This window comes from Streptomyces sp. LS-MS-L19 (assembly GCF_058382285.1).
The window spans coordinates 1-17,470 of sequence record NZ_JBYCLL010000001.1 but is presented as its reverse complement, the minus strand read 5'-3'; the positions used below and the strand labels follow the sequence as shown (position 1 = coordinate 17,470).

The 17,470-nt window shown below is 69.0% G+C and carries 19 protein-coding genes and 1 pseudogene; 7 read left to right on the top strand and 13 right to left on the bottom strand.

The genetic code is table 11. The features are described 5' to 3' along the window. Positions 1-4: 4 nt before the first annotated feature. Entirely contained in the window at positions 5-973 is a 969-nt protein-coding gene (locus AC2XR2_RS00100; protein WP_491513803.1) for an ABC transporter ATP-binding protein, read from the bottom strand. Between the two features lie 437 nt (positions 974-1,410). On the opposite strand from AC2XR2_RS00100, the gene AC2XR2_RS00095 reads away from it, so the two are divergent. After that, on the top strand, positions 1,411-1,563 hold the full coding sequence (locus AC2XR2_RS00095; protein WP_491513802.1) for a hypothetical protein: 153 nt from the start codon (positions 1,411-1,413) through the stop codon (positions 1,561-1,563). Positions 1,564-1,707: 144 nt separating this feature from the next. Here the strand turns inward: AC2XR2_RS00095 and AC2XR2_RS00090 are convergent, their stop codons facing one another. From AC2XR2_RS00090 to AC2XR2_RS00070, 5 genes are all read right to left on the bottom strand, one after another. Then, positions 1,708-2,088: a VOC family protein gene (locus tag AC2XR2_RS00090; RefSeq protein WP_491513801.1), complete on the bottom strand. Its 381-nt coding sequence runs from the start codon at positions 2,086-2,088 to the stop codon at positions 1,708-1,710. 48 nt (positions 2,089-2,136) lie between these two features. After that, on the bottom strand, positions 2,137-2,454 hold the full coding sequence (locus tag AC2XR2_RS00085) for a hypothetical protein (protein ID WP_491518378.1): 318 nt from the start codon (positions 2,452-2,454) through the stop codon (positions 2,137-2,139). 204 nt (positions 2,455-2,658) lie between these two features. Then, a complete protein-coding gene (locus AC2XR2_RS00080) occupies positions 2,659-3,402 on the bottom strand; it encodes an SDR family NAD(P)-dependent oxidoreductase (RefSeq protein ID WP_491513800.1) in 744 nt (247 codons plus the stop codon). A gap of 304 nt (positions 3,403-3,706) precedes the next feature. Further along, a complete protein-coding gene (locus AC2XR2_RS00075; RefSeq protein WP_491513799.1) occupies positions 3,707-4,288 on the bottom strand; it encodes an SMI1/KNR4 family protein in 582 nt (193 codons plus the stop codon). A 126-nt stretch (positions 4,289-4,414) separates the two neighbouring features. After that, positions 4,415-4,912: an acyl-CoA-like ligand-binding transcription factor gene (locus tag AC2XR2_RS00070; protein ID WP_491513798.1), complete on the bottom strand. Its 498-nt coding sequence runs from the start codon at positions 4,910-4,912 to the stop codon at positions 4,415-4,417. Positions 4,913-5,086: 174 nt separating this feature from the next. On the opposite strand from AC2XR2_RS00070, the gene AC2XR2_RS00065 reads away from it, so the two are divergent. Next, positions 5,087-6,514 carry a coniferyl aldehyde dehydrogenase gene (locus AC2XR2_RS00065; protein WP_491513797.1) on the top strand — a complete coding sequence of 476 codons (1,428 nt, stop codon included), beginning with the start codon at positions 5,087-5,089 and terminating at the stop codon, positions 6,512-6,514. Positions 6,515-6,907: 393 nt separating this feature from the next. Beyond that, the gene (locus tag AC2XR2_RS00060) at positions 6,908-7,717 is read left to right on the top strand and encodes an SDR family NAD(P)-dependent oxidoreductase (protein ID WP_491513796.1); all 810 of its coding nucleotides are present in this window, start codon (positions 6,908-6,910) and stop codon (positions 7,715-7,717) included. A 198-nt stretch (positions 7,718-7,915) separates the two neighbouring features. Here the strand turns inward: AC2XR2_RS00060 and AC2XR2_RS00055 are convergent, their stop codons facing one another. Together AC2XR2_RS00055 and AC2XR2_RS00050 are read right to left on the bottom strand one after the other, a co-directional pair. Further along, on the bottom strand, positions 7,916-8,575 hold the full coding sequence (locus tag AC2XR2_RS00055) for a response regulator transcription factor (RefSeq protein ID WP_491513795.1): 660 nt from the start codon (positions 8,573-8,575) through the stop codon (positions 7,916-7,918). Further along, positions 8,572-9,756: a sensor histidine kinase gene (locus AC2XR2_RS00050; protein WP_491513794.1), complete on the bottom strand. Its 1,185-nt coding sequence runs from the start codon at positions 9,754-9,756 to the stop codon at positions 8,572-8,574. The genes AC2XR2_RS00055 and AC2XR2_RS00050 overlap by 4 nt, the downstream gene beginning before the upstream one ends. A 209-nt stretch (positions 9,757-9,965) precedes the next feature. Between AC2XR2_RS00050 and AC2XR2_RS00045 the strand changes: the two genes are divergently transcribed. Together AC2XR2_RS00045 and AC2XR2_RS00040 are read left to right on the top strand one after the other, a co-directional pair. Next, positions 9,966-10,565: a DUF308 domain-containing protein gene (locus AC2XR2_RS00045; RefSeq protein WP_491513793.1), complete on the top strand. Its 600-nt coding sequence runs from the start codon at positions 9,966-9,968 to the stop codon at positions 10,563-10,565. Positions 10,566-10,933: 368 nt separating this feature from the next. Next, a pseudogene (locus AC2XR2_RS00040) lies at positions 10,934-11,480 on the top strand (aminotransferase class I/II-fold pyridoxal phosphate-dependent enzyme); the annotation flags it as partial. Positions 11,481-11,616: 136 nt separating this feature from the next. On the opposite strand, the gene tpg reads toward AC2XR2_RS00040, so the two are convergent. Both tpg and tap read right to left on the bottom strand, forming a co-directional pair. Next, on the bottom strand, positions 11,617-12,177 hold the full coding sequence (gene tpg, locus AC2XR2_RS00035) for a telomere-protecting terminal protein Tpg (protein WP_491513792.1): 561 nt from the start codon (positions 12,175-12,177) through the stop codon (positions 11,617-11,619). A 5-nt stretch (positions 12,178-12,182) separates the two neighbouring features. Then, positions 12,183-14,282: a telomere-associated protein Tap gene (tap, locus tag AC2XR2_RS00030; protein ID WP_491513791.1), complete on the bottom strand. Its 2,100-nt coding sequence runs from the start codon at positions 14,280-14,282 to the stop codon at positions 12,183-12,185. A gap of 166 nt (positions 14,283-14,448) precedes the next feature. On the opposite strand from tap, the gene AC2XR2_RS00025 reads away from it, so the two are divergent. Then, positions 14,449-14,634, top strand: a complete 186-nt coding sequence (locus tag AC2XR2_RS00025; protein ID WP_491518377.1) for a DUF8636 domain-containing protein — start codon at positions 14,449-14,451, stop codon at positions 14,632-14,634. Positions 14,635-14,809: 175 nt separating this feature from the next. Here AC2XR2_RS00025 and AC2XR2_RS00020 read toward each other — a convergent pair whose 3' ends face one another. Next, on the bottom strand, positions 14,810-15,082 hold the full coding sequence (locus AC2XR2_RS00020) for a hypothetical protein (RefSeq protein ID WP_491513790.1): 273 nt from the start codon (positions 15,080-15,082) through the stop codon (positions 14,810-14,812). Between the two features lie 90 nt (positions 15,083-15,172). Here AC2XR2_RS00020 and AC2XR2_RS00015 point away from each other — a divergent pair, with 90 nt between their 5' ends. Beyond that, positions 15,173-15,916: a DUF4241 domain-containing protein gene (locus AC2XR2_RS00015; RefSeq protein ID WP_491513789.1), complete on the top strand. Its 744-nt coding sequence runs from the start codon at positions 15,173-15,175 to the stop codon at positions 15,914-15,916. On the opposite strand, the gene AC2XR2_RS00010 is transcribed toward AC2XR2_RS00015, so the two are convergent. Next, positions 15,903-16,034, bottom strand: a complete 132-nt coding sequence (locus AC2XR2_RS00010; RefSeq protein ID WP_491513788.1) for a hypothetical protein — start codon at positions 16,032-16,034, stop codon at positions 15,903-15,905. The two genes, AC2XR2_RS00015 and AC2XR2_RS00010, sit on opposite strands and share 14 nt — an antisense overlap. Positions 16,035-16,413: 379 nt before the next feature. Next, the coding region (locus tag AC2XR2_RS00005; RefSeq protein WP_491513787.1) for a helicase associated domain-containing protein at positions 16,414-17,470 on the bottom strand (1,057 nt) is incomplete at its 5' end.

Here is a 17,470-nt window from a genome sequence, read left to right as displayed (position 1 = left end):
CCTGTCAGTGCTGGGGGCCGCCGCCCGCCGCGTCCTCCTGCGCGTCGGACCTCGCCCGCCGCGCGGCCTCGTCGGGCCACACCCCGACATGGTCGCTCTCCAGCACCAACCGCACGCGCTTGCGCAGGTGCAGACGCTCGGTGAACTCGCCCGGCAGCTGGAGCCGGCCACTGGCGTCCAGCACCGCGTACTCCTCAGCGGTGAGCACCTGAACGCCGTCCTCGCCGGCGGCGACCCGGCGCAGCACCTCGGTCGAGGTGCGGCCGTTGCGGATCCCCACCGTGCGCTGCACCTGCTCGGACACGAGCGCGTCGTGAGTGACCACGACCACGGTGACGCCCAACTCCTCGTTCGCCTGACGCAACGCCGCGAAGACCTCGTCGCTGGTGGCCGTGTCGAGTTCGCCGGTGGGTTCGTCGGCGAGCAGCACCCGCGGCTCGTTGGCGTTGGCGACAGCGATGGCCACCCGCTGCTGCTCGCCGCCGGAGAGCGTGTCGGGGGTGCGGTCCCGGCAGTGGCCGACGGACAACAGGTCGAGCAGTTCCTCGGCCCAGGCCCGGCGCCGGGAGCGCTTGATCCCGGTGTACGTCATCGGCAGCATCACGTTCTCGGCCGCCGAGAGGTAGGGAAGCAGGTTGCGGGAGGTCTGCTGCCACACGAAGCCCACGCTGCCGCGCCGGTACCTGAGCCGCTCGCGGCGCTTCATCGCCAACAGGTCGTGTCCGGCGACCTCAGCGGCTCCCGCGGTGGGCACGTCCTGGCCGGAGAGTATGCCCAGCAGGGTGGACTTGCCGGAGCCGGAGGCCCCGATCACCGCGACCATCTCGCCCTGCGCCACAGTCAGGTCGAGACCCTGGAGGGCCTGCACTTCGACCCCCTCGGTCTGGTAGATCCGCACCAGGTTCTCGCACACGACCATCCCCGCCTCACGCTGCGGAGCACCTGCTGAGGCCCGTCGCCGCAGCTCGTCCAAGTCCCGCCCCTCAGAAGGCTGTTCGCGAGCTGGCACACGGTCCCCCGAGAAGGTGAGGTCTACGGACAACGCTGTCGAAGCGCCGCCAGGATAATCCGGAAGTCTGTACGAGGGTGAGATCCACCAGGTAGGCAGCGTGCCTCTGCGTCGGCCTGTCAGACCAATGTCGGCGGGCACCCGGAAATATTGCCCCAGGGGGAGATCGCCGCGGCATCCGCCACATCGTCGACAGCAGTGCGAAGTGGCGAGCCCTAGCTGCAGATTGCCCACCCTGGGAGAAGGTCAACGAGAGAGTTCCCGACCGGCAAGGGCCGCTGCCCACACCCGGTGATGCTGGTAGTCGACGCCGGTCGGTCAAGGCCGCCTGCACCGTCGGGAGGGAAAGCCGCAGCTACGACGCCCACGAAAATGATCAACGGCCGTAGCTGACAGATCACTTGGACTCGCTCGGCCTGCCGGTGCTGACGCCCGCGACCCACCATGCCAAGGACGTGGTCGTGCTGCCCTGCTGCTGGGTCGTCGAACGCGGCCGTGCCTGGATGATGGCCGCCCGCCGCGCGAGAGACTGCGAACGGCTCTCCCGGATCTAGGTCAGCGACGCCGTGGGTTTCAGTAGTCCCAGGAGCCAGACGCGGTGCAGAGAGGATAGGCATGTTAGGGAGGCCGAGGCGATCTGCCCCCCCTTGCTGACGAAGTCGCGCGGGTCACCCTTGACGGCAGACCTCACGGCATCGTCATGGCCAGACGTTGGCTTGTGCTCGGAAAGTGGCCGGGTCGCTCTCCACCGGGAGTACGCACATCAAATGACCGCCGGGCACGCGCAACACTCGGCACTCCTGCCACTGCGAAGCCTGCTCAGCGCCCAGAGCGACCAAGCGCGTGGTTTCCGCCTCGACGTCGTCGGTCTCGATGTCCAAGTGGACGCGAGGTGCATCGTCGACCGCTTGGACTGCCATGATCAGCCCCGGCACGGCCTGGTGGAGTGTAGTGAACTCCGGTGCAGGCGGAAACGGCTGGGCAGTGACACCGAGAGCTGCTGACCAAAAGACCGCCGCCTTGTCAGCCTCAGCAACGGGTGTGTCGATCAGAACGGCGTATACGCGGCTTCGATGCATTGCAGCTCTTCCTGATCAGCTGGGATCTCGCATCTTGATCATCAACCGTCACGGCCAGGAACGCCAGCCTCCCCGGCTCAGAACAGGCGAACTCCTTCTGCGGGGGCCGTGGGCCAGCTGAGCCGTGGGTTGGGATGGCCCGGGACGGTCACGCCCGTGCGGTGCTTGCTCAGTCCGGAGGCCCGTCAGGGGTGTGGGTACGCGGTAGTGCTGGGCACCGGGTGGGCGGCGGCGATCACCTGGCGGGCAACCGGTCCGCGCCGTCGGTTGTGCCGAGAGGGGTTCGAGTGCCGGTAGTGGAGCAAGCCGCTGGATGACTCGGCAGACCGTGGGGGACGAGACGCCAGACAGCGCCAACTGTCGCATCGTCAGGTTCGTGCGGTAGTACACGGCAACGATCAGTATCCGCTCAGCCAGGGGCAGCGGCCCCGGTTGGCTTCGCAGCCTGCCGTTGCCGCCGCTCCCACACCGCCTTCGACCGACCGCGGAACTTCGTCAACCCCGGCCGCATGAACGTCTTCCCCTCCCACGCCAACGGCTCCGTGTTCGTCCCCGCCGCCGGCCGGAGGGTCACCACTCGATGGGGCCGAGCCGGTCTGTGAAGGTCCCGCTCGGGCCGTCGGCGTCCAGCAGCGCCAGGCGAACGATCGAGTCGGTGCCCTCGGTGACGGTCAGCTGGCCCGTGTTGTTGTTCATGTCGGTGGCCGCGAAGGTGCGGTTCACTACTTCTCCGGGGGTGGCGGCGTTGAACTTGATGGCGGGGAACGCCTGCGCGTAGCGGACGGTCAGCATGTTCAGGGCCGCCTTGGAGGAGCTGTAGGCGAGTTCGTGCATCTTCGAAACCGGCTGCTCTGGATCCGTCACCACCGAGAACGCCCCGACGGCGCTGGACACCATCACCACCCGGGGGTGCTCGGCGGCCTGCAGCAGCGTCAGGAAGGCATGGGTGACGCGGATCGGGCCGTAGACGTTGGTGTCGTAAACGGCGTGGACCTCCGCGACCGTCGCCTGGCCGGGGTGGATCGCGTGGCCCGGCGCGCCGGCGTTGTTGATCAGGACGTCCAGCCGGTCGGCGTGCGCGCGCACGAGTTCCTCGGCGGCCGCCACGGACTCCTCCGAGGTGACGTCCAGCGGGACCAGGACGACATCGATGCCGTCGGCGGCCAGCTTCTCCGCGGCCGCGCGGCCGCGAACCTCATCCCGGGAGCCGAGGAACACCTTCCATCCCAGCTCCCCGAGACGACGGGCGGCCTCGTGACCCAGACCCTTGTTGGCGCCGGTGATCAGGACTGTGGACTGCTTCGTGTCGGTCATGCCCACAAGACACCGCTCCCGTCGCGCCCGTGACGCGATGTGAGCGGCATCACACTGCCGGACGTTCCTCGGCTCCTCCCGGGACTGCCTGATGCCGGAGTGGGAGACTGGGGGCGGAGGATCAGGCCAGTCTCAGCCAGGCGATGCCCGGCGCCGATCGCGACCTCCCGTGTGGATGTCAGTCCCACGCGTTGAAGACCACCCCGTCCAACGCCGTGACGGCGTAGAAACGCACCTCACGCCACTCGCGCCGTGTGAGCACTGAGGGTGTTCACGGCGGAGAGTGGTTCAGCGAGTTGTTCATTCAGAAGTCCCAGTCCAGTTCGTCGTCGTCGACTGCGACTGGCTGGTAGCCGTTCACCACCTCGCCGGTCTCCAGGGCCGTCGCTGTGGCGGCAAGGAGAGCCGGCAGCGATGCCCACATGGGGTTGGGTGCAAAGGAACATGCTGTTTCGTGATCGGCATTGCCGATCCTTCCGCGCCGGTGGTAGCGCCGTTGGTCGATGATGAGGTAGTCGCCTCCACCGTCGGAGGCGAAGGGGATCCAATGGGCGTGCCACCATGGTCCGTACTCGCCGTCCGGATCGCCTTCCTCAGCTCCCGCCAGCTCATCTCCGTAGATCTTCATGCGTGTCTGCCAGGCCCCGGCGATGTGCTGCACCTCGAGCAGGGACCAGAACGGGGGCAACAGGGCATAGTCGCCTGTGCCGTTGTGCCGCAGCAGGGACTCCACCAAGGGCTCGGGGAACGGCTGCCCGACGACCTGTTCGGCCGCGGCGATTGCCGACTGCTGCGCCGGGGGCGCGAGAGCGGCGAACGTTCGAGGCGTGTGCCGGGCGAGCCATGCCTCTATGCGGGTCCAGGACTCGGTTATCGATGGAGTCATCCCAGGATGATGCCAGTCCGGCGGCGCTTAGTAGCGCTAATGACGTGGGCCCGCGACCGGGCATCGAGGGCCTGGTCTTCCTGGGCGGCGCACCCACCCGTCCATGCCCCGTTGAAGGCGGCGGCCTCAAGGCCGGCCAGATCCTGGGGAGTGTCGGGGGAGGGGGCCCGCCGACGCCGGTCCGTTCCCAGGTCCCCACGCCGGCGGGTGTGGTGGGGCTGGATGTGGAGGGTCCCAGGCAGGTAGCTGGATGGCCTGTACGGCGGTGTCGTAGAGGTCGAACATGTCGGCCTGCCCGCTCTGGCGTACCCATTCCTCGTTGGCTGCCTGCATGCAGACGATCGCTGCGGCGGCGATGGCGCGGGCCTGCAGGGTGCGCTGGTCGGAGTCGGGCAGTCGCGGCTCGATGTGCGGTGCGAACAGGCCCTGCCAGCGGGCCTGTTTCTCGGCGTGCCCGGCGCGCAGGGAGTCGTTGCCGAAGAGCAGCGTGATGAACTCCAGGCGCCCTTCGGCGGTTAAGTCGATCTCCTCCAGCACCTGGAAGGCGGCGCGCAGCGCCGTCCCGTAGGTGAACAGGGTGCGCCGGGAGACGCCCGCGGCGGAGGCGACCTCGTCGAGGACCACCGCGCGGGTCTGCTCCCGGTTGGAGGGCTAGTCTCTGAGTCATGCACCGATGGTAATTAGACTCACGTCATGCAGTTGCTTGCACTCAGTGCAAAGCGGTGCGTAGAGTGAATGTCGTGGGCGAGGTCGACTCCTTCCCCGCGCCGCCCTCGTCAACCGCTAAGGAACACGACCATGACCAGCACCGATGTCACCGCACAGCCCACCGACGCGGAGCGCTTCCTTCACATCCTGCAGACGCAGCGTGCCGCCTACCTCCGAGACGGAGCGCCCTCTCTTCAAGCCCGGCGCAGTGATCTGGCCCGGTTCCGGAAGGCGCTGATCGCCCGGCGCGGCGCCATCGAGGAGGCGATAGACGCCGACTTCGGACACCGCTCCCGGCATGAGAGCGCGCTGATGGAAATCGTGGGTGTCGTGCAGGGGATCGACTACCTGCACCGCAACCTTCGCCGGTTCATGCGCCCCACCCGCCGCCACATCGAGCTGCTGCTGCGTAACGGCAGCAACCGCATCGAGTACCAGCCGCTGGGCGTGGTCGGCGTGATCTCGCCGTGGAACTATCCGGTGAACCTGTCGCTGATGCCCGTGGTCACCGCGATCGCGGCCGGCAACCGCGTCATGCTCAAGCCGTCGAAGCTGACCCCGGCGACGAACGCGGTGCTCGCCTCGATGATCGGCGAGCTCTTCCCACCGGAGCAGGTCACGATGGTCAGCGGCGACGGCTCCGCGTTCTCCTCCCTGCCGTTCGACCATCTCGTCTTCACCGGCAGCACCGAGGTCGGGCGGGCCGTGATGAAGGCGGCCGGCGACCACCTCGTCCCCGTCACGCTGGAACTCGGCGGCAAGTCCCCGACCATCGTGGCCAAGGGACACATCCGGGACCAGGTGGTGTCCGACATCGTCTTCGGCAAGCTGCTCAGCGGCGGCCAGACCTGTATCGCCCCCGACTACGCCCTGGTGCACGAATCGGAGATCGACGCCTTCATCGCCGCCTACGACCGTCTGGTGAAGGCCGCCTACCCCGAGGGCCCCACCAGCGACGACTACACCTCGATCGTCGACGACAAGCAGTACAGGATCCTCACCGGCCTGATAGAGGACGCCCGCGCCCGCGGGGCGCGGATCATCGAGGTAGGACACCGGCCCGCCGACGCGGCCCGCCGTGCGCACACCCTCGCGCCGACCGTCGTCCTCGGCGTCACCGACGACATGCGCATCGCCCACGAGGAGATCTTCGGCCCCATCCTGCCGGTCTTCGGCTACCGCGACATCGTCGAGGCCATCGACTACGTCAACGCGCGTCCGCGCCCGCTCGCCCTGTACTACTTCGGCGGCAACGGCCCCGAGCGGCGCCGGGTCCTTGATCGCACGACGTCCGGCAACGTCACCGTCAACGGCACGATCATGCACGTCGCGCAGGACGACCTGCCTTTCGGCGGCGTCGGCGCCAGCGGGATGGGCAAGTACCACGGCATCGAGGGCTTCCGCACCCTCAGCCACCCCAAGGGCATTTATGTACAGGGACGCTGGAACGCCACCCGCCTGCTGCATGCCCCCTTCAGCAAGCGCACCGACACCCTCCTGAACTTCTTCCTGCGCTGAAGCAGCCACCACCCGCAGCACCGACCGGCCCATCCGCCCTCCCGCACGCACCAGCGCGGCCCGGCCGTAAGCCGAAATGGATCGGCGGATCGGCGCCAAGGGTGTTCACCCCGGGCGGCACTGCCGAGCCCCGGGACGCCCGACGGCCCCCGCAGTAGCCGGGGCCAGGGCGCACACCAGGGCAACGGGACCGCCGACGGCAGATCACGCCGCGTTCTCGTCACCGGGGAGCACCCCGAACGAACGACACACCACATCACCCCGGCATGCTCCGAGCCCGCCTCGGCAGCCGACGACCACCAGATGACCACCAGATGACGGTCCCAGACCATCGCAAGGACTGAAAGGAGGAGGGGAAGAGATGCCCGCGAGGGCACCGCGTCCCCGACCGCCATGAACAAGATCGACTACCGCACCCAGACCACACTGATCACCGGCGCGAGTGCCGGACTCGGCGCGGAGTTCGCCCGCCAGTTCGCCGAGCGCGGCTCGAACCTCGTACTGGTCGCCCGCCGCGCGGACCGGCTTCAGGCCCTGGCCGGCGAACTGTCCGCGAAGTACAGGGTCACGGTCACGGTGGTGCCGTTCGACCTCACCGCGCCGAACGCGGGCGAGGCCCTGGCGAAGGAGGTGGCCCGGCGCGGGATCACCGTCACCAGCCTCGTCAACAACGCCGGCTTCGGCACCCACAGCCCGTTCCGGCAGGAGGATGCGGCACGCGTCCAGCAGGAGATCAACCTGAACGTGGCCGCCCTGGTCGACGTCACCAGGGCGTTCATCGGCCAGCTGACCGGGGTCCTGGTCAACGTGGCCAGCTCCCTGGGCTATCAGCCGTGGCCGAACGCCGCCGTCTACGGGGCGACCAAGGCGTTCGTGCTGAGCTTCACCGAGGCGCTGTGGCAGGAGTCGCGCGGGACCGGCCTGCGCGTGCTCGCCCTGTCCCCGGGCCCGACCCGCACCGAGTTCTTCGACACGGCCGGCTCCGACGACATGGCCCGCGGTGTACGGCTGCAGACCCCGCGCCAGGTGGTCACCACCGCACTGCGCACGCTGGACCGGCGCAACCCGCCCCCCAGCGTCGTCTCCGGCACCTTCAACTGGGCGATGACCCTGACCTCGCGCTTCACCACCCGCCGAGCCAACGTTCTGGCCTTCGGCGCGATGACCCAGTGGCAGATGCGCTCACGCGGGCACGGTCACTGACCTGCTCCGTACCACCTCCAAGGGGAGGTTCCCGACCTCTGCCGCACCAGCCCCCGGACCTCCGCGCATGTGCTGGCCTCGCTCGACGAGTCCAGCGCCGGTTCGGGTCTTGGTGCGCGTCTACGCCCTCTCGCCCCCCGGGCTGCTCGGATCGCTGCGGCGGCCACCTTTTTTGGGGGTTGTGTTCGGCAGGCTCGTTCAGGGGTAGAGGCCGGCCCGGAAGGTGTAGGAGACGAGTTGCGCTCGGTCACGTGCGCCGACCTTTGTCATGGCCCGTACCGCATGTGTCTTCACGGTGAACGGTGACACGGACATCAGGGCCGCGATCTCGTCGTTGCCGAGTCCGCTTGCCACGTGAACGACCACATCCCGCTCTCTGGGGGTCAGGGCGTCGAAGCGTCGCAGCAGTTCCCGGTCGATCACCGGGGGCGGACTGTCGGTCATGTGGCCGATGAGGGCGGCCGTCGCGGCGGCGGACAGCGTACCGCCACCACCTATGACCTCGGTGATTCCGGCGACGAGTTCAGCGGGGCTTATGGTCTTGCTGAGGAATCCGTTGGCGCCCGCGCGCAGGGCGGCGAGAACGATGTCGTCCTGGTCGAAAGTGGTCAGCACGATCACTCGCGTCTTGTCGGGCGGGTGCTCCTCGCGGATCCGGCGGGTGGCTTCGACGCCGTCGATGCCGGGCATGCGGATGTCCATCAGGACCAGGTCGACGGGGTGGTCCCGGAGGAAGGGGACGACCTGAAGCCCGTCGGAGAGATCACCCGCGACAACGAGAGCCGGGTCGAGCCAAAGCATCGCCCGGATCCCGGCCCTGATGTCGTCCTGGTCGTCGACGATCAGAATCCGTGTCATCGGACGGCCGTTCCCAGGGGGCTGAACTTTGCATGGACCCGGAATCGCCCGTCGTGAGTGTCGATCATCAGCCGTCCGCTGGAGGACTCGACGCGTTCGCGCATCCCCACGAGTCCGAGTCCGCTGCCCGGGTCGGAGCCGCGGGGTGAATGACCGACGCGGTTCTCCACGGTGACGCAGATCCTGCCGTCGCGCTCGCGCACCTCCACCGTTGCCGTCCCCTCTCCATGCCGGTAGGCATTCGTGAGTGCTTCCTGCACGACCCGGTAGACCGTCACACCGACGCTGGGCTCCACGAAGCCGGCGGGGGGATCGATGGAGGCCCGGATGTCCAGGCCGACGCTTTCGAAGGAGGCGACGAGTCCTTTTAGACCGCTGAGCGCCGGGGTCGGGCGGAGCGCCTCGTCGCCACCGGCGTCGTCCCCGAGGCGGAGGAGCGCGAGGATGCGTTGCGTCTCGACGACGACGGTGCGGGCGCTGGACCGGGCCGATACGAGGGCCTGCCGGGAGGACTCGGCGTCGTCGGGCAGTCCGATTTCCGCGGCACCGAGGTGCAGGCTCAGCATCGCGATCTGGTGGCCGATGACGTCGTGGAGGTCCCGGGCGATGCGCAGCCGTTCTTCGGTCACTCGTCGGGTGGCTTCCATCTCGCGGGTGGCGATGGCGCTTTCGGCCCGTTCCTCCAGGGTCCACCAGTGGTCTCGGTGGATGCGGAGCGCGGCCCCTGTCGCACCTCCGGCCATGGCTGAGAAGAGGGCGGCGGCTCCCACGACCGCGCCGCCACGAAAGCCGCCCACCGTCATGAACGCTCCCAGGAAGAACGCCGCCACGATGCCGGTTGCGGCCAGCGGCTGCTTCCCCTTGAGGGTGGCCGAGAACAGGACGAGCACCGCCATCATCCACACCGACAGGGGGTCGTGGCCCACCGCTGTGACGGCGAAGGACGCCGCGCTCGTCACGACCAGTCCTGCCCACGGCTTCCACCACGAGAGGGCGACACCGCCGCCGGCGAGGAGCACGGAGAGGGCTGTCGGCCAGTCCGAGCCCCTCAGTATCACGGCCACGATCTGACCGGTGAACACCAGCGCGGCCACTGAAGAGGCGACTCGGTGCAGCACCTCGGGACGGCGGACCCACAGCGGTGCCGCGGGCCCGTCCTGACTGTTGTGCGCCTTGGCCATGAGCTGATTCTCGTTCACGTGTGCTGTGGCCGTGTACTTCGAACGATGTAGACGGCGAGGCTGCTTCGGTCGATGAAGACGGCAGAACTCAGTCCCTCGAAGTGGATGGCAGAACTACTTCGTTCGAAGTACACGGCCCCGCCCGAGGCCGCTGAGACTCCTCCTCGAGGCGACCGTCTCACACCGTCACGATCACAACGGGACACCCCATGACTCAGACCACCGTAACTCCGGCAGCTTCGACGACGGCCGCTACGACGCCCTCCGGGCTCCGATCGCTCCACCTGATCCGCGTCGTCTTCTCCCTGATCTGGGTGGCACTGGTCTTCACGACCTGCGCCTCGCTCGTCTCGACGGACAGGCCCACAGTGATCGCGGCCGTGCTGCTCATCGTCTACCCCCTGTGGGACGCCCTCGCCACGCTCATCGAGCGTCGCCGGGCCGGCACCGGCTGCACGGACCGCGTCCGTAGCATCAACATGGCTCTCGGTCTCGCCACCACCCTCGCAATGATCATCGCTGTCTTCTCCACCATCGGTGCGGCCCTTCTCGTGTTCGGCGTCTGGGCCCTGTTTTCTGGAGCGATCCAGCTTGTCGTAGCGGTCCGACGCCGGCGCACCGTCGGCGCCCAGTGGCCCATGGTCATCAGCGGCGGACAGTCCGTCCTCGCCGGTGCCACCATCGCTGCCATGTCCGCCTCGGCGACGAGCAGCCTGTCCACCCTCGCCGGATACTCAGCCTTCGGTGCCTTCTGGTTCCTTGTCTCTGTCATCGCCCTGAGCCTGCGCAGCCGACGCGAAAAGCGTTGACCACCGCCACGTCGCCGCCACCGCCTGTCCCGGAGGCGCGGCGCCTTCACCAGAAGTACGACCTCCTGGGGAGAGACATCACCACCGGCCTTCAGCTGAACAACGGAAGCACGAGGCTCGCCAGAGCCCACCCGGCAAAACCACCGCCGCAGTCGCGACCGCACTCTCAGCCAGTCGCATCCGCCACCGGCCGCCGGCTCGCCCAGTACATCCTCACCGGCGACCGGCCGCAGGTACTGCGGCCGTTCCGGTTCGACCGGTTGCGCGGAGAGGACCGCCTCACGGCGTCTCCGTGAGGCGGTCCGGCGTGGGGGCCGGGGCCGGGGTGAGCGCCCGGATGTCGCCTCCGGGTGGTGGCTGTTGGCGCGGTGGTCGTCGGCAACCCGGCCAACCCCACGTCGGTCCTGCACCTGGCCGCCGCGATCGCCGAACTGGCGCGTCCGGGGCGGACGTTGGTGGTGGACGAGGTGTTCCTGGACGCGGTGCCGGGCGAGCGCGTGGCGCTGGCCGGGCGCACGGACGTGCCCGGTCCGGTTGTCCTGCGCAGCCTGACGAAGACCTGGGGGCTGGCCGGTCTGAGGATCGGTTACGTCCTCGCCGCCCCGGAGACGATCGCGGACCTGGAGCGGGCCCAGCCCCTGTGGCCGGTCTCCACCCCGGCCCTCGCCGCGGCCGCGGCCTGCATGGAGCCGCGGGCCCTGGCCAAGGCCGCCCACGCGGCCCACCGCGTCACCGCCGGCCGGGCCCATCCTGTCGCCGGGCTGCGGGAGTTCGCCCCGGGCGGGCTGCGGGTGACCGGGCCCGCGGAGGGTTTCTTCGTCGTCGTACGGCTGCCCGGCTGCGGTCGTGCGACGGCATCTGCGCGGCCTCGGTTTCGCGGTGCGGCGCGGGGGCCCGTTCTGGGGGCTGGTTGAGTCGGCGAACTGAGCGCTTCAGCTTGCCAGGCGTCCCCACGCCCGAGTGCTTCAGTTCGCCGACTCAACCGCCCATCCGCCAAGTAGAGCGCCGAGCCACAACGAGCAGGTGCCGGGCTTGCCGTCCGGCGTGAAGTTCAGTAGTCGAGGTCGAGGTAGTCGATGTCGTTGAGGGTGACGTCGGAGAGCCCCAAAGCGCGGTTTCCGTTGTCCTGGAAGTAGATGTCTTTGAGTCCTTCGGCGATGATCTGGCGCATCTGCTGGTCGCCGGCCCCGGTGCGGCGGGCGTCGAACAGCCGCTGCGCATAGGCCGGGGGGAGATGGACGGTCAGGCGGCGAAAGCGTCCGTCGTCGGTCGTCCCGACAGGCGCGGTGTACCCGAAGCGGGCCCGTGTCTCGACGGTGATCCCGCCGGTGGTGGCGGCCTGCTTCTGCCGGCGTTTACGGACCTGGGGCTGCCACCGCTTGCGTACGGCGTCCTCGATCCTGGCGGCGATGTCGGGGCGGGCGTGTTTGCGGGCGCCGCGCCGGTAGCGGTTGACGGAGTCGGCGGTGACGCCGATCTCGCGGGCGACCGCTTTGGCGCTGCCCAGCTGCCGGATCAGGTAGCCGATCTGCCCTTTGAGGGTTTTGGGCGGCCGGCGGGTGAACCCTTCCCGGTCGGCACGCTCGATGGCGTCGTCGATCTCTCCGGCCACAGCGCCTACTCTCCTTCGTCCAGGACGGCGTCGCCGCCCTTGATGTGGCGGGCGGGGTTGTAGCCCTGCTCCATGAGGTCGACCGCCCACAGCATCGACTGCACGCCCTCCAGCTTCGCCAGCCCCGGCGTGGGCCCGAGACGGAACCCACCCGGCTGCGGCTTGCCGGACGCGGCATAGGGCAGGAAGTCCAGCGGCGAGTCGCCGGGGGAGGGGTAGACGACGCAGTCGGAGAGCACGGCCAGCGGATACAGGCCGGTCATCGCCGCCATGTTGCGCAGTTTGCGGTGCATGTTGATGCGCGCTTTGGAGATGACGGCGGCGCGGATGTCGGGGCGCCAGGTCGGCCGCTGAAGGGCCGGCCACCGCTCGCCCTCCTTGTACTTCCTGCCCTGCGGGCGTTCGCGGAGCTTGCCGATGCCGCCCTTCACCGTCGCCTTGATCGCCGCCAGCACCGCCGCCATCGCCGGGTCGGCGTCCTTGTGCCGCTCCATCGCCGCCAGGAACTCCACGTCCGTGAGCTCCCGGGTGACGCCGAGGTCGGCGAGGGTGTCGACGTAGGCAGCCTTGAGGCGGTCGTGCCACGGATCCAGGTACGCGCCGCTCTCCCGGCGCAGATACCCCTCCAACGGAGCGACGTTGTAGCCGAGTTCCTGCGCGTAGGCGACGGTGTGGGTCTGGTACCAGGCAGGCCCGGTCGGCCGGGTGCCGTCCGGGGTGAACGGGCAGGGCAGCCGCGGGTCGACCTCGACGTGGGACAGATCGACCAGCCAGGAACCGGGGATCTTCGGGTTGAACACCGGGCCGACGAAGTGATCGGGGGCGCTCAGGCCGACCACCAGACGGGCCGCGGCGGCAAGGAACGCGGTGTTCAGGTCCAGGCCCACCGCGTACGGCAGCGTGCACTCCTCATCGCTCAGCAGGCTGACATCGCGCACCCACTGATACGCCTCCTCGTTCAGGAACCCGCCGCTCCAGCCGCTGTCGACGACCACGGGGTGTTCGGGGGTGGCCTCCGGCGGCGCCGGGTCCACCGGCTCCACCCCCAGCGAGCCGGGATTGTGGCCGGGCACCCAGTTCCCCGTCTGCGGGTCCTGCACCGCACGGGTGGGCGGCCGCAGCGCCGTCATCAGCTCCAGCCCGGACACGGCCGTCGACCCGCGCGGGGTGATGACCCGCTGGGCGTACACGCCCAGGACACGCGCGATGGCAGCCGGCTCCATCTCCGCCACCCCGGGCCACGACCGAGGGTCCAAAGCGTCCCAGGACAGGACCGCCAGCTGCACGCACTGCCGCTCACGCCCCTGAATTTTGCGGTAGATCCGTGCCCACGGCCCGAACCCGCGCTGGGTGAGCCGCCACTTCGCCCGCGCCACCTGCTGGACCACCGGATGATCCTCCGGCAGCCGAAGGGAGCGGCGCTGCTCATGCCCCTCCAGGCGCTCCGGAAGCCCGAGCTTCACGGCGGCCGCCGCGGTGAGCACGATCAGCGGGTCGCTGTCCTTGCCGTTGCGGTGCAGACGCGGCGCACCGAGCCCGGAGGCGCGCAGCGTCCACTCCACCAGCTCCACCACGGTGGCCGCCGGGCAGTCGAGCACGATCCCGTCGACGCCGTACGCACAGCCGTCACCGCCCAGCACCGCGAGCGGCCCGTGCGGGAACCGCGGATCGGCTGCAGACCTCGCAGAGGCCGGGCGCCGCGATGCCGCAGCGGGTCGGATGGCGGGACGCGTCGGCCCCGCACCTGGAACGTCGACAGGCTGCGGGGCGTCTGCCCTCGCCGCCTCGGACGCGGCCGGTTCAGCAGACGCCGCCGGTGCTGTCGCGACAGCCGAGACCGCCGGGGCTGCGCCGGGGGCGGGATACTTCGCCGCCCACCCGTTCAGCAGCCGCTGGTAGGCGTCCAGACGCGGCGACTTCGGCTCGCTGCGGCCGTTCTCCCAGTTCTTCACCGACTGGGTCGTGGTCTTCAGCGCGGCGGCAAGACGGGCCTGCGTGATACCGGCAGCCTCACGCAGCCGGGCCCGCTCCGCCGGAGGCGGCAGGTGCGGCTCCTCGTTCAGCAGAGCGTCGACGGACGCGAACAGCTCTTCCTCAGATGCCATTGCCTGCACCTTCACGTCAGGACCGGTATTGCTTAACCACAAACTTATCCCATTCCTTATCCCCAAGGACCCATTTCAGCCCCAGCGCGTCCAGTGCGATCAAGTGGGTCCACGGTGCGCTTCGCGCGGTGCTTACGTTCGTCGGGGGAGGGGAAGCGTGATCTCCATGACGAGCGTGATGCAGAACTACGGCCTGCTGTGGACCGACCCGGACGGCGCCCCGCAGGCGTCGGCCGGCAGGTACGACAAACGGTCCGCGAAGCGTCGCCGCACCGAACTCAAGGCCGTGGGCTGTACCCGTGTCGAGATCGTGCCGGTCAGGCCGGGGGAGGTCCCCGAGCCGGTTTCCTGAGCAAAGCGGCACGAGGTAGAGCACACCAGCCGAATCCCGTTCAGCAGCGCCTGAAGGCCGCGTGCGGCGCGTTGACCAGCCACTGATCCGACCCTCAGTCGAACAGGCCGAGGTCCGTGAGCAGCTGGCGGCGTGTATCGGGCAGCGAGTCTCGCCGGCTGCGCATGTTGCTGCGTCACACGCCGAGGCGGACTTCGGTGCCGTCCTCGAGCTGCTCTACGTGCCCCCGCGGGACGGTCACGGAGCCCGTGCGGGTCTTGTACTGCGTAAGGGCCGCAACGCCGCGCTCGAAGGCGCTCAGAGGCGCCGTGGACGGTTTCGCCAGCATCTTCGGCTCCGGGGCGATCGGCGTGATGCCGAGCTGCTGCAAGCGTTCGCGCTGCCCGTCGTGAAGGGCCGGCCAGACCTCCGGCTTGCGCTGCTTGGCCAGCCATTTCCCGATGTCCATGCTGTGGACGGTGAGCCCGGGCAGCACCTCGGTCTCACTGGCGGTGCCGGGACGTGGGGCTCTGTCAGTGGGGCCCTCTACGGTTCGGCCATGGGATATACGGCAGATGAACGTTTGGCGGCAGGTCCGGAAGAGAGCCGGTACTTGGAGGCGGTGTTCACACTGGGGGCGCAGGTGGGCACGCATGCCGAGGATCCGGCGAGAGCCGTGTACGTCGTCGAGGTGACGGAGGTAAGCCCGATCCGGGTGCCGAGCGGTCGGCTCGTCGTCGCCTCACCCTGGCCGGATGATTCCGACTGGGAGTTGCCCACCCCGGCCGGCCGGGAACTGAAGGACCGGATCCCCCCTGGCGTTCACCGGGTGCAGGCCTCCTGGACGGAAGCGCCGTACGAGTACAACGGCGAGCAGTTCGACGGCCGCGAGGCGGTCGCCGTCCGCCTGCTTGTCAGCGATGCCCCAGTGGCCTGCTGGGAGGCGGGCCTCGGTGTCGGTGAGAGCATCGAGCAAATCGTCCACGGTGAGCGGCCGGGTTTCGACTCTGAGGAAAATATGGGGAGTTTCGCCGACGCCACCGCCTGGCCATCGCTGACCGAGCCATTCCGCCAGGTCTGGCTCGAGGTCGATGCGGGCAAGCAGGATGCATCCCTGGCCGCCGAGTCTCTGGGCGAGTCGTTTGAGCGGGTGAGCGACGAGGCTCTCGGAGCCGACCTCGTGACGTTCCCGGCCGATGGGGGGAGCGTTGTATGGCTGGGGCGCACGGAGACCGGGAGTATCGCCTCGATCGTCACGACTGGAACGCCTGCCTTTCATAACCGGCTGTTCACAGCCGTGTGAGCAAGGCCTGCCGGACGCGGTCGTAGCCCACCGGGCGCGGCGGGGCAGTGCCGCTGGTCGCCTCCTGGTCCAACGCCGCCGTGGGCACGTACATGGCGCTCATCCCGATGTTCGACATGCTCGGATCTAGGGGTGGAGACACCGAGGACGACAAACTGCGGCCGACGCCGACGGCAGTGAGCTCCGTGCCGGCGTCGCCGTCACCGAAGAAGATTGGACAACTGTCTCGCGCCGTGCCCTCGACCGCGCGGCCACGGAGGCTGCCGAGGGCGCCGACGGCAACACCGACCCGGCCGCCATGGGCGAGCGCGTCCGCGGGGTCCTCGCGCTCGCCGACGTCGCCGACACCGTCGTGGTGCTCTCCTCCGTCCAGGTCGAAGCATCAGCCCCTGCAGCCGCGCGCTGGAAGCTGATGGCCTACATAGCCGTCACGAGGCCAACCACCAGCGCCGAGATCGCCGTGGCCGCCGAGACCGCCGAGGACATCCCGGATCCTCCTATGCTGCCCAGTCGAGTCCGAGTTCGGCGAGCTGCGCGAGCCGCTCGGTGGTGAGCTTCGCCCGTCTGGTCTTGGTGTTGGTCAGCCAGACTCCGAGTCGGACTTCGCTCCCGTTGCCCAGCCGTTCTACGTGTCCCCTAGGCACTGTCAGGTGCCCTTCCCGGGCCTTGTACTGTGCCAGGGCCGCTACGCCCTTCTCGAAGGCGCTCATGGCCGTGGTGGGCGGTTTCGCGGGCGCTTCCGGCTCCGGGGCGATTGGCGTGATGCCGAGCTGTTCCAGGCGTTCGCGCTGCCCGTCGTGAAGGGCCTGCCAGACCTCGGGCTTGCGCTGCTTGGCCAGCCATTTCCCGATGTCCATGCCGTGGACGGTGAGCCCGGGCAGCACCTCGGTCTCACCAGCCTGTCCGTGTTCATCGGCCAGGAGCTCGCGTAGTGCGGCGTAGTGGCGTTGCCAGTCGGCCGACCATGGCGGGTTCCAGTCCTTGTCCACGGCTTCCAGCGCGGTCTTCCACTCCGGGTGCCCGTCCAGTGCACCGGGCCGCCGCAAATTCGCGAGCCACATCCCCAACGGCCTGTCCAGCATCGCTGCCGACCTGGGAGCGCACAGCGTCCAGTGCTGGTCGTAGTAGGCCTTGGCGGCTTCGAGGTTTTCCTGGAACCGCTCATCCGTCACCGACCACACCATGCCGAGCTGCTCGAGCCGGCGGGCACGCAGCCCGCTCATCTCCCCAGCCCAGAAGGCACGTCGTTGTTCCGCGACCCATTGCCCAAGGGGTGTCGCGCCTTCGCGGTGTCCGTAGGGCACCCTCGCGTTTCCGGTCCGCTCGACGTACGCCTTCAGCTTCGCCCAGCCGCGGGCCCAGTCCTGGCGCTCGGTGTCGATCACGTTGAAGGAGACCCAGTCTGCGACCATCACCGGATCCCGCGGAGCTGCAAAGCGGAGCAGAAGACGGGATTCGTCTTCGCCTTCCTCGGGCGCGACACCGATGTTCACGGACGGTTGCGCGACGTCTTTCTGTGGCTCCTGTGGAATGGCCAGCAGTTCCACGGCCTCT

Bases quoted from the DNA above. Each gene is read 5' to 3' on its own strand.
- AC2XR2_RS00085 (WP_491518378.1), bottom strand. From the start codon at position 2,454: ATGCGACAGTTGGCGCTGTCTGGCGTCTCGTCCCCCACGGTCTGCCGA.
- AC2XR2_RS00010 (WP_491513788.1), bottom strand. From the start codon at position 16,034: ATGTCGAACATCGGGATGAGCGCCATGTACGTGCCCACGGCGGCGTTG.
- AC2XR2_RS00075 (WP_491513799.1), bottom strand. From the start codon at position 4,288: ATGACTCCATCGATAACCGAGTCCTGGACCCGCATAGAGGCATGGCTC.
- AC2XR2_RS00025 (WP_491518377.1), top strand. From the start codon at position 14,449: ATGACGAGCGTGATGCAGAACTACGGCCTGCTGTGGACCGACCCGGAC.
- AC2XR2_RS00055 (WP_491513795.1), bottom strand. From the start codon at position 8,575: ATGACACGGATTCTGATCGTCGACGACCAGGACGACATCAGGGCCGGG.
- AC2XR2_RS00090 (WP_491513801.1), bottom strand. From the start codon at position 2,088: ATGCATCGAAGCCGCGTATACGCCGTTCTGATCGACACACCCGTTGCT.
- AC2XR2_RS00050 (WP_491513794.1), bottom strand. From the start codon at position 9,756: ATGGCCAAGGCGCACAACAGTCAGGACGGGCCCGCGGCACCGCTGTGG.
- tap (WP_491513791.1), bottom strand. From the start codon at position 14,282: ATGGCATCTGAGGAAGAGCTGTTCGCGTCCGTCGACGCTCTGCTGAAC.
- AC2XR2_RS00045 (WP_491513793.1), top strand. From the start codon at position 9,966: ATGACTCAGACCACCGTAACTCCGGCAGCTTCGACGACGGCCGCTACG.
- AC2XR2_RS00020 (WP_491513790.1), bottom strand. From the start codon at position 15,082: ATGGACATCGGGAAATGGCTGGCCAAGCAGCGCAAGCCGGAGGTCTGG.
- AC2XR2_RS00015 (WP_491513789.1), top strand. From the start codon at position 15,173: ATGGGATATACGGCAGATGAACGTTTGGCGGCAGGTCCGGAAGAGAGC.
- AC2XR2_RS00065 (WP_491513797.1), top strand. From the start codon at position 5,087: ATGACCAGCACCGATGTCACCGCACAGCCCACCGACGCGGAGCGCTTC.
- AC2XR2_RS00080 (WP_491513800.1), bottom strand. From the start codon at position 3,402: ATGACCGACACGAAGCAGTCCACAGTCCTGATCACCGGCGCCAACAAG.
- AC2XR2_RS00060 (WP_491513796.1), top strand. From the start codon at position 6,908: ATGAACAAGATCGACTACCGCACCCAGACCACACTGATCACCGGCGCG.